The following is a 14,523-nucleotide window of genomic DNA, read 5'->3' on the forward strand; positions in this document are numbered from 1 at the left end:
GGCGCCCCTTGAGAGTGATTACGCGTCGAACGGGTCGCGCAGAATCATGGTCTCGGTACGGTCTGGACCAGTAGAGATGATATCCACCGGCACGCCGGTCAGCTCTTCAATACGAGCGATGTAGTTCAGCGCTGCCTGCGGCAGACCGCTGCGCTCTTTCACGCCAAAGGTGGTTTCGGACCAGCCCGGCATGGTTTCGTAGATAGGCTCGATACCTTCCCAGTTGTCGGCAGCCAGCGGAGTGGTGGTCACTTCACGGCCGTCCGGCATACGGTAGCCGACGCAGATTTTCACTTCTTTCAGGCCGTCGAGGACGTCCAGTTTAGTCAGGCAGAAGCCGGACAGGGAGTTAATCTGCACCGCGCGGCGTACTGCAACCGCGTCCAGCCAGCCGGTACGACGACGACGACCGGTGGTGGCGCCGAATTCGTTACCCTGCTTGCAGAGGAACTCGCCAGTTTCATCAAACAGCTCGGTTGGGAACGGACCCGCGCCTACGCGAGTCGAGTAAGCTTTGATGATACCCAGTACGTAATCCACATAACGCGGACCCAGGCCAGAACCGGTCGCCACGCCACCAGCTGTGGTGTTGGAGGAAGTTACGTACGGATAGGTACCGTGGTCGATATCCAGCAGCGTGCCCTGCGCGCCTTCGAACATCACGAAGTCGCCGCGCTTACGCGCCTGATCCAGCAGATCGGAAACATCAACGACCATGCCGGTGAGGATGTCGGCAATCGCCATGACATCGTCCAGCACTTTCTGGTAGTCAACCGCTTCTGCTTTGTAGAAGTTCACCAACTGGAAGTTGTGATATTCCATCACTTCTTTCAGTTTGTCAGCGAAGGTGGCTTTATCAAACAGGTCGCCAACGCGCAGACCGCGACGAGCAACTTTATCTTCGTAAGCCGGGCCGATACCGCGACCGGTCGTACCGATAGCTTTCGCACCGCGTGCTTTCTCACGTGCGACGTCCAGCGCCACGTGATAGTCGAGGATAAGCGGGCAGGCTTCGGACAGCAGCAGACGCTCACGAACAGGGATACCACGGTCTTCCAGACCTTTCATCTCTTTCATCAGCGCAGCCGGAGACAGCACAACACCGTTACCGATGATGCTGATTACATTCTCACGGAGAATACCTGATGGAATAAGATGGAGGACGGTTTTTTCACCGTTGATTACGAGAGTATGGCCTGCGTTATGGCCACCCTGGTAGCGCACAACATATTTAGCCCGTTCTGTCAGGAGATCGACGATCTTCCCTTTACCTTCGTCACCCCATTGGGTGCCCAGTACGACGACGTTGTTACCCATTTTTCAAAATCACCGTTTGCTTAAAAATGGATTCTACCATCGCTTTTTCAGAGTTACAGCACTTTTTGCATCCAAAATAAGGCAAATCCGACCACTTTTTGATCAGCCAATCGATTTCCTCAACATGTAGTAGATCACAATCCCTGCAACCACAAGTCCGCCGCCAAAGCGGCGCAATAAATTATCCGGTAACTGGCTCAGGCTGGCGACCATTTTGCGCCAGGCGCGAGGATAGAGCAGCGGGCCGAGCCCTTCGAGTACTAAAACCAGCGCCAGCGCCAGCCAAATGGTGGAGTTCATTATCAACCCTAATTGAAAAGTATTATCGTCGCCCTCGCGGGCGTCATCGGCCAGCATGGTGAATTCATTCACTCATTTCATATTGTCCCGTATTTCATCTTCATTATGAACTGGCAAGGTGAAACAAAATTCACAACTAATTGTATTGCTCCATATTTTTTAAATTGTAACTATGCCGTCGCGTACTACAACCCGGTACGTCTACATAATCAGGAAGATTATCATGAGAGAATTAACCGCGTTTGAAATCGAAAATGTGAGCGGCGCAGGCTGGTTGCAGGATGGCCTGGCTTCCTTAGGCAGCAAGGTCGGCGCCGCCGCATGGACGATGGGTACCGATGCCCTGAGCATCAACCTGCCGCTGATTGGCACCCTCAATCTGGCCGACCTGGCGCCAGACCTGGGCAAAACCCTGGGCGAAAGCGTTGGGTCGACTATCGGTGGCACCATCGAAAGTGCGCTGGCGAGCCTGCCGGTGATCGGTGGCCTGCTGAACAAACTGCTCGGCAACTAATTCACGCCCCCGCAGTATGAAAAAAGGCGCCTGAAACAGGCGCCTTTTCGCGTTAGCACTTCAGGCTTACACCCTCTGCGGCTTATTTACGCGCCGAATCCGGTGAACGCATATAGCGGAAGAAATCACTGTCCGGGCTCAGGACCATCACATCCTGGTTGCTCTGGAAGCTCTTCTCATAGGCACGCAGGCTACGGATAAAGGAGTAGAAGCCTGGATCCTGGCTGAACGCGTCGGCAAACAGTTTTGCCGATTCAGCATCACCTTCACCACGCAGGATACGACCCTGGCGCTCGGCTTCCGCCAGCGTCTTGGTGACTTCATAGTCTGCGGTCGCGCGCAGTTTCTCAGCTTCTTCCTGACCCTGTGAACGGTGGCGACGAGCAACCGCTTCACGCTCCGCGCGCATACGGTTATAAATCGCTTCCGACACTTCTGCCGGCAGGTTGATCTGTTTGATACGCACGTCGACAACTTCGATACCCAGCGCCGCCATACTGTTCGGGTTGATCACCTGCACTTTGCCGTTGGTTTCCGCTTCCACCCGCTCAGCGGCTTTGGCGATAGCGTCATCAGCCGCCGGGGTGCTGACCTCGTCTTCCGTGCCAGCAGAACCCGAGTTCAGCGCATCGCGCACTTCCAGCGTCAGGCGGCCACGGGAGTCGGTGACGATGTCTTTCACATCCAGACGACCAATTTCAGAACGCAGACGGTCAGAGAATTTACGCTTCAGCAGCACCTCGGCCTGGGAGACGTCGCCGCCGCCGGTTGCCAAGTAGTAACGGCTGAAGTCACTGATGCGCCACTTGATATAGGAGTCGACGATCAGGTCTTTTTTCTCTTTGGTCACAAAACGGTCAGCCTGGTTGTCCATGGTCTGGATACGCGCATCCAGCATCTTCACCGATTCGATAAACGGGATCTTGAAGTGCAGGCCCGGCGCATACACCAGCGGCTTGTTTTCGTCGTCGCGCAGAACTTTACCGAAACGCAGCGTAATCCCGCGCTCGCCTTCCTTTACGACAAAGACTGACATGTAGAGCACTACCAGCACGATGACAATGATCGCGATAACAGATTTACGCATCGTTATTCCCCCTGACGCTGGTAGTCGTTACGCTGCGCGTTAGCGCGGCGTTGGTCCATAATGCTACCCCCGGTTGAGCTCGAGGTTGATGAGGTGCTGGCGCTGCCTGTGCTGGATGCAGGTGGCAGACGCAGCAGATCGCTGGCGTCACTGCTATCGCTCTTTGCTGCCGGCGCGGCGGCGCCTTTCAGCATCTGGTCAAGCGGCAGAACCATCAGATTGCCGTTTTTGCTGTCATTGACCAGCACTTTACGGGTGTGGCTCAGCACTTTTTCCATGGTTTCGATATACAGACGCTCGCGGGTAATTTCCGGCGCGGCTTTGTATTCCGGCAGGAGCTTAGCAAAGCGAGCCACTTCACCCTGGGCTTCCAGGACGGTCTGGGTCTTGTAGGCACGCGCCTCTTCAAGGATACGCTGCGCCTGGCCATTCGCCCGCGGCTGTACTTCGTTGGTATAAGCTTCCGCTTCACGGATGTACTGCTGCTCGTTCTCACGCGCGGCAATGGCATCGTCAAACGCCGCCTTCACCTCTTCCGGCGGACGTGCCGTCTGGAAGTTGACGTCCAGCAGGGTGATCCCCATGTTGTACGGGCGGATAGTCTCTTCCAGCTCGCGCTGGGTATCGCTACGGATCACGGTACGACCTTCGGTCAGAATGCGATCCATGGTGTATTTGCCGATCACGCCGCGCAGCGCGCTGTCAGTCGCCTGACGCAGACTGTCATCCGCGCTGGTAACGCTAAACAGATAGCGTTCCGGATCGGTGACGCGGTACTGCACGTTCATCTCAACGCGCACGACGTTTTCGTCAGAGGTCAGCATGACGCCGGAAGCGGCCAGTTCACGTACCGACTCCACGTTCACCGCCTGAACGTTATCGATAAAGGTCGGTTTCCAGTTCAGGCCTGGCTCAACCAGATGGCTGAACTTACCAAAACGGGTCACGACGCCGCGTTCGGCTTCTTTAATGGTATAAAAACCGCTGGCCGCCCAGATAATCACTGCCGCCGCGGCAACGATGCCGACAATACGCCCGCCCATCGGTCCGCGAGGGGTCTGCGCGTTATTACCACCGCCCAGTCCGCCCTTGCCGCCGCCGAGCCCGCCAAGTTTTTTACTTAACTTGCGGAAGATATCATCCAGATCCGGCGGCCCCTGCTCGCGACCACCTTTGTTGCCATTTCCCTCAGAGTTGCCGCCAGGTTTGCTGCTCCCCCACGGGTCGCGGTCCTGTCCGTTATTACCGGGCTGATTCCACGCCATGTATATGCTCCATATTTGTTTTTGATATCCCCACAGGGGTCAATATCTTCAGGCAAGCTGCAAGGTTAAACCACATAGTCAACAAGCGTTGGCTCTTGCTTACAGAGGCGCCGCCAGTCAACGATCGGCATGCGCACCTGCAGACTCACGCTGCCGTCATCCTCCATCCACTCTTTTTCTATCGCCTGAAGCTGATAGAAACGGCTTCTCAGTCGCCCTTCTTTCGGCGGTAAGCGCAGCGTATGCTGGGCCACTTCACCGGAAAGACGTTCCGTTAATGCCTGAAAAAGCAGTGGTACGCCAACCCCGGTCTGGGCTGAAAGCCAGACCCGAATCGGTTTATTTTCATCGTCGCGATCGATGCGCGGTTCAAAATCGTCAAGCATGTCGATTTTGTTCATCACCATCAGCGCGGGGATCTCATCGGCTTCAATCTCAGCGAGAACCGTATTTACCGCATCAATGTTTTCCTGCACACGGACATCCGCCGCGTCAATCACATGCAGCAGCAGCGTCGCCTGACGCGTCTCCTGCAACGTCGCTTTAAACGCGGCTACCAGATCGTGCGGCAGATGGCGAATAAAGCCGACGGTATCGGCCAGTACCGTTTCGCCGACGTCAGGGACGTCAATGCGGCGCAGCGTCGGGTCCAGGGTGGCGAACAGCTGGTTCGCGGCATAGACCTCGGCAGCGGTGAGCTGGTTAAAGAGCGTTGATTTTCCGGCGTTGGTGTAGCCCACCAGCGACACGGTTGGAATATCGGCTTTCGCGCGCGATCGCCGCCCCTGCTCACGCTGTTTCTCAACTTTTTCCAGTCGCGACAGGATCTGCATGATGCGGTTACGCAATAAACGACGGTCGGTTTCGAGCTGGGTTTCACCCGGGCCACGCAAACCAATCCCGCCTTTCTGTCTTTCAAGGTGGGTCCAGCCGCGGACGAGACGGGTTGCCATATGGCGCAACTGCGCCAGCTCAACCTGCAGTTTCCCTTCATGGGTGCGCGCGCGCTGGGCGAAAATATCTAAAATAAGACCGGTGCGATCGATAACCCGGCATTCGCACAGACGTTCCAGGTTGCGTTCTTGCGCCGGACTCAGGGCATGATCGAAGAGCACGACCGACGCGCCGGTCGCTTTAACGGCTTCCGCAATTTCGACTGCCTTACCTTCACCAACAAAATACTTCGGGTGCGGTGCTTTACGGCTACCGGTAATCACCTGCATTGCTTCGACACCGGCGGAAGAGGCCAGAGTTTCAAACTCCTGGAGATCTTCCATATCTTTGTCTTGCGAAAAATAGATGTGTACCAGTACCGCCTGCTCACCGGCGTCATAACGGTCAAACAAGCGTAAACCCCTTATAAAATACCAGCGGGGAACACAGAAAACCTGGCTCCCCGGCGTGGAAAAACAGCACTGGCCTTATTCGGCGTCGTCGCTGTCTTGTTGCGGCGCAGAAGAGCCCTGCGCGCTACCACCGTGGTGATAGTTACTGGAACCGCCGCCAGCATTATTGCTGTGGTGAGACACCGGGCGAGACGGGACAACAGTAGAAATTGCGTGCTTATAGACCATCTGGCTGACCGTGTTCTTCAACAGGATCACGAACTGATCGAAAGACTCAATTTGCCCTTGCAGCTTGATACCATTCACCAAATAAATAGAAACCGGAACGCGTTCCCGACGCAAAGCGTTCAGGAACGGATCTTGTAAAGATTGCCCCTTAGCCATTCTCTCTTTTCCTTATATGTATGCTTGTTTTGTACTCAGAACCTTACGATTCTTAAAAAAAATTACGCACGATACCGTTCAATTGTACACGTTCAGTTCTGGCTCGCACCAACAACCTGTAATACTTTGTTGAGCGCTTGTTCAGGTTGTTCACTGTCTAACCAGTGCACACCTTCCCAACCGCGCAGCCAGGTGACCTGACGTTTGGCTAACTGTCTCGTGGCGCAAACACCTCGATAAACCATCTCATCATAAGGGATCTCGCCATTGAGGTATGACCACATCTGGCGGTATCCAACACAACGGATGGAAGGCATATCCGTATGCAAATCTCCGCGCGCAAAAAGCGCCCGTACTTCTGCTTCAAAACCTGAAGCTAACATCTGATGAAAACGCTGTTCTATGCGTTGATGGAGCAGTTCACGGCTCGCCGGGGCGATGGCGAACTGATGCACCTGATATGGCAGAGCGTCTCCTGACGTTTGCGTCAGTTCCGTTAAAGTTTTACCCGAAATGAAAAAAACTTCCAGTGCCCGGGAAAGCCTTTGCGGATCATTTGGATGAATACGCGCAGCAGCCACGGGATCAATTTCCTGTAATTGCTGATGTAACGCGTTCCACCCCTGCTCTGCGGCCTGCTGCTCAATCCGCGCTCTGACCTCTGGGTCAGCCGACGGTAAGGGCGACAATCCTTCCAGCAACGCTTTGAAATACAACATCGTTCCGCCGACTAACAGCGGAATACGCCCGGCGGCGACAATATCGGCCATCGCCGCCAGCGCGTCGCGGCGAAAATCAGCCGCGGAATAGGCTTCTGCGGGATCCAAAATATCCAGCAGCCGGTGCGGCGCAGCGCTAAGCTCCGCGGCATCCGGTTTGGCAGTGCCAATATCCATTCCCCGATAAATGAGGGCGGAATCAACACTAATCAACTCTACTGGCAAAACTTTACGTAAGGCTATCGCCAGCGCGGTTTTACCTGAGGCCGTCGGGCCCATTAAAAAAATTGCCTTGGGCAGGCTCGCCTCGGTTACATCATTCATCTTTCAGGGCATTCATCGCCGAATGGAGATCTACAGGTTGTAACAGGCCACCCGGCGGCGTTTTCACCAGCTGCGGGCAAAGACGTTCGACGTCCGCCAGCAGCGCAATCGCCTGCGCCATATTCCATGACGCCTGTTCGCTCGTCAGATTACGCGCCATCCATTGGGCGATGTTGCCGACGTCGAATGCGTTTTGCTGCGCCAGGTAGCCTATCAGTTCAGGAATCAAGATTTGTAAATTTTGTTGTCTTAAGGGTAAAGGGACCGCGCGCACCGTCACGTGCAGGGCATCGGTATGAAGCTCGATCCCCAACTGCGCCAGCGCCGACTGCGCAGCGGCCAGCGCCCGCTTCTCCCCTTCCGTGACTTTTAACCGCAACGGGATCAGCAGCGGCTGGGCACATACCGCTTCCGTACCCGGCGTCAACTGCGCCTGGCGCAGCCAGCGCTCGGCAACGGTCAACGACAGCAGCGCCAGACTGCCCTCGCGCTCCAGCAGCGCGCAATCGCCGCCGACAATCGTCAGCACTCTGCCAAAACTCTGACTGTGACCAGCCAGTTCCGCCGGGGCGGCGGACGGCTGCGCGGGTCGCGGAGCGGCGGGCGTGTCGAGCAACTGACGATAAAGCGCGCCCTGCTGCTTCTGGTAACCGGGCTGCGCATGCGGCCAGCTCGCGCCGCCAGAACTGCCGCCGGAGGCAGCCGGCTCACGCGACGATGTGATGCTGAATCGGGTTGCCGCTTCACGCGCTTCCGACGGCCGAGCAAACTGGTTGCCGCCTGCGGCGATGCGATTCTCCGGCATCTGGCGCGGCGTCGGCGGGTCGTCTTTTTCCGCCAGCGGCGCATCAAGCTGTTGCTGCAGCACGCTCAGTACGCCCTGGTAGATAAAGTCATGCACCAGGCGAGACTGATGGAAACGCACCTCATGCTTGGCCGGATGGACGTTCACATCCACCTGATGGGGATCGATCTCCAGATACAGCACAAACGCCGGCTGCTGATCGGCGCCCAGCTTGTCTTCACAGGCCTGGCGGATAGCATGATTGATCAGCCGGTCGCGCATCATCCGGCCGTTGACGTAACAGTACTGAATTTCCGCCAGCGCCGGGGTGGTATGGAGCGGATCGGCAACCCAGCCGCGCAGGGTCAGATCGCCATGCTGCCACTCGATCGCCAGCGCATGTTCGAGAAAAGCGGCGCCGCAAATGGTTCCCAGCCGCCGCTCCCGCTGGCCATCCTGCGCCACTGCCCGATACTGTCGTATCACCTTACCGTTATGGTTGAGGTTAATGGTGACGTCGAAGCGCGCCAGCGCAATGCGGCGCACCACCTCGTCAATGTGGCCGAACTCGGTTTTTTCGGTGCGCATAAATTTGCGCCGCGCCGGCGTGTTGTAGAACAGATCGAGGACTTCCAGGGTGGTGCCGACCGGGTGCGCCGCCGGCTTCACCGTTACCGCCTGATCGCGGCCTTCGGCATAAGCCTGCCAGGCTTCCTGCTGCTCCGCCGTGCGCGAAGTCAGCGTTAAGCGCGCCACCGAACTGATACTGGCCAGCGCTTCGCCGCGAAAGCCGAGGCTGATAATCGCCTCCAGATCGTCAAGCGAGGCGATCTTACTGGTCGCATGACGAGCCAGGGCCAACGCCAGCTCGTCTTTTTTGATGCCACTGCCGTTATCGCGGATGCGAATGAGCTTCGCACCGCCGCGTTCGATATCAATGTCAATCCGCGTAGCGCCAGCATCAAGGCTGTTCTCAACCAGCTCTTTCACCACCGACGCGGGCCGCTCCACCACTTCGCCGGCGGCAATCTGGTTGGCGAGCTGCGGCGGCAGAACCTGAATCGGCATCCCCTGCTCCTTAGTTAATCAACATCCCGCCTGGCGCTGCGGCGCTGGCGGTCTGCGCCGCCTCGCCGCGAGGCGCCGACTGCAGCGGATGCTGCATAAAGTAGTTGCGTAGGCCGTTATAAATCGCCTCCGCAATCTGCTCCTGGTAATCATCGCTCCCCAGCAGCCGCTCTTCACCGTTGTTACTGATAAAGCCCGTTTCCACAAGGATCGACGGGATATCCGGCGAGCGCAATACACCGAGGCTGGCATGCTCCGGGCGGCGTTTGTGCAGGTTGCCAATGCGCTGCAGCTGGCTCAGCACGTTGGTCGCCACATCGTAGCCGACGCGCTGGGAATGACCGAACTGCAGATCCAGCACCGCCTGGCTCAGGTAGGGGTCGGCCTGGCTGTTCGCCAGCACGTCGCCTGCCCCGCCGAGCAGTTCAGACTGCTTCTCATGCTGCTCGAGCCAACCGGCCATTTCGCTGTTGGCGCGACGGTTCGAGAGCACCCACACCGAGGCGCCGGTCGCATCGCGGTTTGGCGCGGCATCAGCATGGATAGAGACGAGGAAGTTGGCGTTTTGCTTACGCGCCACGTCAGAGCGGCCCATCACCGAAATAAAGTAATCTCCGTCGCGGGTCAGCACCGGCTTAAACTGCGGATCGGCGTTCAGTAACGCCCGCAGCTTGCGCGCGATAGCGATAGTGACGTTCTTCTCTTTGGTGCCATTCGGACCAATTGCGCCAGGATCCTGACCGCCGTGTCCGGCATCGATGGCGATAATCACCTTATCATCCGCCGACACCGTACGGGCCGCCGGGCGAGTCACGGTCTGATTGTTGGTCATCGCCGGCTGGGAGGAGGTCATCGCCGTCTGCCGTTCATGACCCGACGAGCTGAACGGGTTACGCCCTGACGTCGCCGTCCGGGAAGGCATCACTGGCGGCGGGTCAGCCCGTTTCACCACCACAGGCGGCGGTGGCGGTGGCGGTGGCGGCGGTGCGTCGGCGTTGATGGTAAAGACCACCGTGTAATTCGCCCCGTTCTGCTGCTTCACCGCTCGCGTTTTACCATCTTCCGTCAAATCCACCAGCAGACGCAGCGTCTGCGTATCCTGCGGCGTACCGGCGCGAATACTCTTCACCAGGTTGCTGCCGCTAAACTGCAGCGGTAGTCCCTGCAATACGCCGGTCTGCTTGATATCCAGCGCGACCAGACGTTTACCCTGTGGGGTAAAGGAGTACTCCGGCTCACCGACAAAACTTAGGGTAATACGGGCCTGCTGGTCTCCGTTGGAGACCTGGATATCGGATAAACTCGCCGCAGTGGCGTGAAGACTCGAGAGCATTAGCGCAGCGGCAAGCCAGGTGGTTATGCGATACTTCATCCCGTCATCCTTCAGGCTAAATGGCTAAACGCGCCAGTAAAGATTCACCCCGTGAGGAGATCGCGGTAATACGCGCCTCACGCCCTTGTGCCTGGTAATCAAGGTGAATTTCAACATCCGGGTCAGGCAGGACACCTGCGCCTTGCTGCGGCCATTCCACCAGGCAGATGGCATCGTCGGCAAAATAATCACGGATCCCCATAAATTCGAGCTCCTCAGGATCCGCCAGTCGGTAGAGATCGAAGTGATATACCATCAGATTCTCGAGGGTATACGGCTCCACCAGGGTATAGGTTGGGCTTTTGACATTGCCGCGGTGACCGAGCGCCTGCAAAAATCCGCGGCTGAAGGTCGTTTTCCCCGCGCCTAAATCACCATACAGATAAATCACGGTGGCGCCGGTACAGGCCTGCGCGATGCGGTCGCCAAGGGCCAGCGTGGCCTGCTCATCGGGTAAAGGAATCACTCGGTTAATCATGGTCTACGTCAATCACATCCGGGTTAACAACACGCCTGAGCGTGGAAAAGAGATCGGTCGCCAGCATACCGCGGGTGCCCTCGCGAGCGGCCACCCGGTCGGCGGCATCGCCATGAGCGACGCACCCGGCACAGGCTGCATCATACGGCGTCAGGTGCTGTCCTAACAATGCGGCAATAATGCCGGTAAGCACATCGCCCATCCCGCCGCTGGCCATCCCGGCATTGCCGGCATCGATAATGCCCATCGCCCCGCTTTCACTGGCCACCACCGTGCCTGCGCCTTTCAGCACAACCACGCCACCATACCGTTTTACCAGACGCTGCGCAGAAAGTAAGCGATCGCTTTCAATTTCTGCCACGCTAACGTTCAGCAGACGGGCCGCTTCGCCGGGGTGCGGCGTTAACACGCGATTGTGACGTTTATCGGGATTGAATGCCAGCAGGTTCAGCGCGTCAGCGTCCCAGACCATCGGTTTGTTAAAACTTTCCACCGTGCGCAGGGCGCTGCGCCCCCATTCGCGCTGCCCCAGACCCGGGCCAATCGCCACCACATCAGCCCATTCCAGCGCGGCTTTCAGGGTCTGGGGCGTCAGTTCATCTACCATTAATTCCGGCCGCACGGTGACAATGGGCGCCACGCTCTCCGGGTGAGTAAGCACTCGCACCAGCCCTGCACCGCTGCGTAGGGCCGCTTCACCGCACATACGGATAGCGCCTGCTGTGCCGCGATCGCCGCCGACAATCACCAGCTTGCCGTGATCGCCCTTATGGGAGGTGGCCCGCCGCGGCGGCAGCCAGTCGGCGAGGTGGGCGGCGCAAAACCGCGTCAGGGGAGTACTTTGCCCGGCGAGCCAGCGCTCGAGCCCAAGGGCATGATGATGGAGATGCCCGACGACATCCCGCGCCTTGCCGGTCAGCAGCCCGGGTTTGAGGGCGATAAAGGTCAGGGTGTGGTCAGCCTGAACCACTGCACCTGGCGTCGCGCCGGTCTGCGCATTCAGGCCGGAAGGGATATCCAGCGCCACCGCCGGCGCCGGGTGGTGGTTAGCCTGGTGGATGAGCGCCGCGACGGGATCGCGCGGCGCACTGCGCAGACCGGTGCCGAGCAGGCCATCAATAATCAGTGAGATATCGTCGGGCCACGGGATAGTCGCCGCATGGATCACGCCGCCGGCGTTAAGCCACGCCTCCCGCGCCGCCTGCGCCTCTTCCGGCAGCGGGCTGTCACTCTCTACCGCCAGCAGCGTCACCCGCCGCCCCGCGGCCTGTGCCAGACGCGCGACAACATATCCGTCGCCGCCGTTGTTGCCATGTCCGCAGAGGATCAGCCAGTGCGCGCTGGCGGGATAAGCGCGGCTGGCCAGCTGAAAGGCCGCCTCGCCCGCGCGCTGCATCAGTTCGAACAGCGTCAGCCCTAGGCTGTCCGCCGCCTCTCGTTCGGCCAGGCGCAGCGCCTCCGCAGGCCAAATGTTGTATGGTATACTGTCAGGGTTTTTCGTCATTGTATGGTCCATCATGTCACAGCCCCTCGATCTCGTTCAGTTAGCGCAACAAATCAAACAGTGGGGCACAGAGCTCGGGTTCCAGCAGGTGGGTATCGCCGATACCGACCTCAGCGCCAGTGAACCCAAACTGCAGGCATGGCTGGATAAACAATACCACGGCGAAATGGAGTGGATGGCCCGTCACGGTATGATGCGCGCCCGTCCCCACGAACTGCTGCCCGGTACGTTACGCGTTATCAGCGTGCGGATGAACTATCTGCCCGCCAACGCCGCCTTTGCCCGCACCCTGAAAGATCCCGCACTGGGTTACGTCAGCCGTTATGCCCTCGGGCGTGATTATCATAAGCTGCTACGTAATCGCCTGAAAAAACTGGGGGAGAAGATTCAGGAACAGTGTGCTTTGCTCAATTTTAGACCTTTTGTCGATTCCGCGCCTATCCTGGAGCGGCCAATCGCAGAAAAAGCGGGCCTTGGCTGGACAGGTAAGCACTCACTTATCTTAAGCCGCGACGCGGGGTCATTCTTTTTCCTCGGCGAACTGCTGATCGATCTGCCTCTACCGGTCGACAGCCCGGTTGCGGAGGAGTGCGGACGCTGCGTCGCCTGCATGACCATCTGCCCCACCGGCGCCATCGTTGAGCCCTACACCGTCGACGCCCGGCGCTGCATCTCCTATCTCACCATCGAGCTGGAAGGCGCTATCCCGGAGGAGTTCCGTCCGCTTATCGGCAACCGTATTTACGGTTGTGATGATTGTCAGCTGATCTGTCCGTGGAACCGTTTCTCACAGCTCACCGATGAAGAGGATTTCAGTCCACGCAAAGCGTTGCATGCGCCACCGCTGGTGGAGCTGTTCGCCTGGAGCGAAGCGTGGTTTCTGAAGGTAACCGAAGGGTCGGCGATTCGTCGCATTGGCCACCTGCGCTGGCTGCGCAATATCGCCGTCGCGCTGGGCAATGCGCCCTGGGATGAAGCCCATCTTCGCGCGCTGGAGAGTCGCCGGGGTGAGCACCCGCTTCTCGACGAGCACATCGAATGGGCTATCGCTGAGCAAATAAACAAGCGGAACGCCGACGCCGTCGAAGTACAGCTGCCGAAAAAATTACGACTGGTCAGGGTGGTAGAGAAAGGCTTGCCGCGCGACGCCTGATTCATTCACAGGCTGTGAATAAAATCTAAAACACATTGCGTTTCAAGGCGCAGACCGAGGTCAAGTGATCGGATTAACATTTCGAAATGAAATTTAATTGTTAAATTTCAATGACATATGAAGATACTATTTACAAAGCGAAGCATTTACGCCGTCAAAGACGGAACGACAACCTGTGGATAACTCTGTTCACAGTATTTCTGGATATCAAATGAAAATCATCCCCGGCGCTGGATTGCACTGTGGATAAATAAGAGATGGAAGAAAATTTGGAGCGGGAAACGAGACTCGAACTCGCGACCCCGACCTTGGCAAGGTCGTGCTCTACCAACTGAGCTATTCCCGCTTAATCATCGTCATTCAAGCTACCGTGTAGCAACCTGAATACTGCGACTGGTGTGGTATGTCTTTCAAATTTTGGAGCGGGAAACGAGACTCGAACTCGCGACCCCGACCTTGGCAAGGTCGTGCTCTACCAACTGAGCTATTCCCGCTTAATCTTCGGCTTTCGCCTCGCATCTGCGAGTTGAAACCCTGTGATCAGGATGGTGCTTTCAAATTTTGGAGCGGGAAACGAGACTCGAACTCGCGACCCCGACCTTGGCAAGGTCGTGCTCTACCAACTGAGCTATTCCCGCGTTACTGCTTTTTTTGCCATATTTTGATGGCGTCGTAATTTGCATTTCCGCGTCGTTACGGGAGGCGCATTATACGAGAATTCGATGCCCCTGCAACCCCCTGACGATCACTTTTTTGCGTTTTTTGTTTAAATGGACATTTTCTCGCCACCCACGCCGCTGAATTGTATAAATAAGCGTCATAACGGGCAAAATTGCTTTTTCCGCCCGGCTGAATGACGCAAAATCGCTCGCATCATAGTGCGGTGGCGCGACGTATAACGTGGCCAC

At 57.5% G+C, this 14,523-nt stretch carries 13 protein-coding genes and 3 tRNA genes; 2 read left to right on the plus strand and 14 right to left on the minus strand.

Annotated elements, in window-relative coordinates; translation table 11 throughout:
• Nucleotides 1-18: 18 nt before the first annotated feature.
• Together R0140_RS24740 and R0140_RS24745 are read right to left on the minus strand one after the other, a co-directional pair.
• Nucleotides 19-1,317 (minus strand): adenylosuccinate synthase, encoded by a 1,299-nt coding sequence (locus R0140_RS24740; protein ID WP_008807190.1) that lies wholly within the window; start codon nucleotides 1,315-1,317, stop codon nucleotides 19-21.
• A 102-nt stretch (nucleotides 1,318-1,419) separates the two neighbouring features.
• On the minus strand, nucleotides 1,420-1,617 hold the full coding sequence (locus tag R0140_RS24745; RefSeq protein WP_002885664.1) for a DUF2065 domain-containing protein: 198 nt from the start codon (nucleotides 1,615-1,617) through the stop codon (nucleotides 1,420-1,422).
• Between the two features lie 223 nt (nucleotides 1,618-1,840).
• On the opposite strand from R0140_RS24745, the gene R0140_RS24750 reads away from it, so the two are divergent.
• Nucleotides 1,841-2,131, plus strand: coding sequence for a hypothetical protein (locus tag R0140_RS24750; RefSeq protein ID WP_008807192.1), 291 nt, complete (start codon nucleotides 1,841-1,843; stop codon nucleotides 2,129-2,131).
• An 82-nt stretch (nucleotides 2,132-2,213) separates the two neighbouring features.
• On the opposite strand, the gene hflC is transcribed toward R0140_RS24750, so the two are convergent.
• The 9 genes from hflC to nnr all read right to left on the minus strand — a co-directional run bounded on the left by hflC (nucleotide 2,214) and on the right by nnr (nucleotide 12,462).
• On the minus strand, nucleotides 2,214-3,218 hold the full coding sequence (gene hflC / locus R0140_RS24755) for a protease modulator HflC (RefSeq protein WP_002885662.1): 1,005 nt from the start codon (nucleotides 3,216-3,218) through the stop codon (nucleotides 2,214-2,216).
• Nucleotides 3,219-3,220: 2 nt separating this feature from the next.
• Nucleotides 3,221-4,483, minus strand: a complete 1,263-nt coding sequence (gene hflK / locus R0140_RS24760) for an FtsH protease activity modulator HflK (RefSeq protein WP_012543112.1) — start codon at nucleotides 4,481-4,483, stop codon at nucleotides 3,221-3,223.
• Between the two features lie 65 nt (nucleotides 4,484-4,548).
• The gene (hflX, locus tag R0140_RS24765; RefSeq protein ID WP_317703919.1) at nucleotides 4,549-5,829 is read right to left on the minus strand and encodes a ribosome rescue GTPase HflX; all 1,281 of its coding nucleotides are present in this window, start codon (nucleotides 5,827-5,829) and stop codon (nucleotides 4,549-4,551) included.
• A 75-nt stretch (nucleotides 5,830-5,904) separates the two neighbouring features.
• The gene (gene hfq / locus R0140_RS24770; protein ID WP_002885659.1) at nucleotides 5,905-6,213 is read right to left on the minus strand and encodes an RNA chaperone Hfq; all 309 of its coding nucleotides are present in this window, start codon (nucleotides 6,211-6,213) and stop codon (nucleotides 5,905-5,907) included.
• A 92-nt stretch (nucleotides 6,214-6,305) separates the two neighbouring features.
• On the minus strand, nucleotides 6,306-7,256 hold the full coding sequence (miaA, locus tag R0140_RS24775) for a tRNA (adenosine(37)-N6)-dimethylallyltransferase MiaA (RefSeq protein ID WP_002885652.1): 951 nt from the start codon (nucleotides 7,254-7,256) through the stop codon (nucleotides 6,306-6,308).
• Nucleotides 7,249-9,108 carry a DNA mismatch repair endonuclease MutL gene (gene mutL, locus R0140_RS24780; protein WP_012969114.1) on the minus strand — a complete coding sequence of 620 codons (1,860 nt, stop codon included), beginning with the start codon at nucleotides 9,106-9,108 and terminating at the stop codon, nucleotides 7,249-7,251. The genes miaA and mutL overlap by 8 nt, the downstream gene beginning before the upstream one ends.
• A gap of 10 nt (nucleotides 9,109-9,118) precedes the next feature.
• The gene (gene amiB / locus R0140_RS24785; protein WP_032731770.1) at nucleotides 9,119-10,480 is read right to left on the minus strand and encodes an N-acetylmuramoyl-L-alanine amidase AmiB; all 1,362 of its coding nucleotides are present in this window, start codon (nucleotides 10,478-10,480) and stop codon (nucleotides 9,119-9,121) included.
• A gap of 16 nt (nucleotides 10,481-10,496) precedes the next feature.
• Complete coding sequence (gene tsaE, locus R0140_RS24790) at nucleotides 10,497-10,958, minus strand: tRNA (adenosine(37)-N6)-threonylcarbamoyltransferase complex ATPase subunit type 1 TsaE (protein ID WP_012543113.1); 462 nt, start codon at nucleotides 10,956-10,958, stop codon at nucleotides 10,497-10,499.
• On the minus strand, nucleotides 10,951-12,462 hold the full coding sequence (gene nnr, locus R0140_RS24795) for a bifunctional ADP-dependent NAD(P)H-hydrate dehydratase/NAD(P)H-hydrate epimerase (protein ID WP_170919909.1): 1,512 nt from the start codon (nucleotides 12,460-12,462) through the stop codon (nucleotides 10,951-10,953). The genes tsaE and nnr overlap by 8 nt, the downstream gene beginning before the upstream one ends.
• A gap of 13 nt (nucleotides 12,463-12,475) precedes the next feature.
• Here nnr and queG point away from each other — a divergent pair, with 13 nt between their 5' ends.
• Nucleotides 12,476-13,615: a tRNA epoxyqueuosine(34) reductase QueG gene (queG, locus tag R0140_RS24800; protein WP_064171747.1), complete on the plus strand. Its 1,140-nt coding sequence runs from the start codon at nucleotides 12,476-12,478 to the stop codon at nucleotides 13,613-13,615.
• 270 nt (nucleotides 13,616-13,885) lie between these two features.
• On the opposite strand, the gene R0140_RS24805 is transcribed toward queG, so the two are convergent.
• The 3 genes from R0140_RS24805 to R0140_RS24815 form a co-directional block, all read right to left on the minus strand.
• Nucleotides 13,886-13,961 (minus strand) — tRNA-Gly (locus R0140_RS24805).
• 72 nt (nucleotides 13,962-14,033) lie between these two features.
• Nucleotides 14,034-14,109, minus strand: a tRNA-Gly gene (locus R0140_RS24810).
• Between the two features lie 68 nt (nucleotides 14,110-14,177).
• Nucleotides 14,178-14,253 (minus strand) — tRNA-Gly (locus tag R0140_RS24815).
• Between the last annotated feature and the right edge of the window lie 270 nt (nucleotides 14,254-14,523).

The organism is Klebsiella sp. w6, from assembly GCF_033100215.1.
Taxonomy (GTDB): domain Bacteria; phylum Pseudomonadota; class Gammaproteobacteria; order Enterobacterales; family Enterobacteriaceae; genus Klebsiella; species Klebsiella variicola.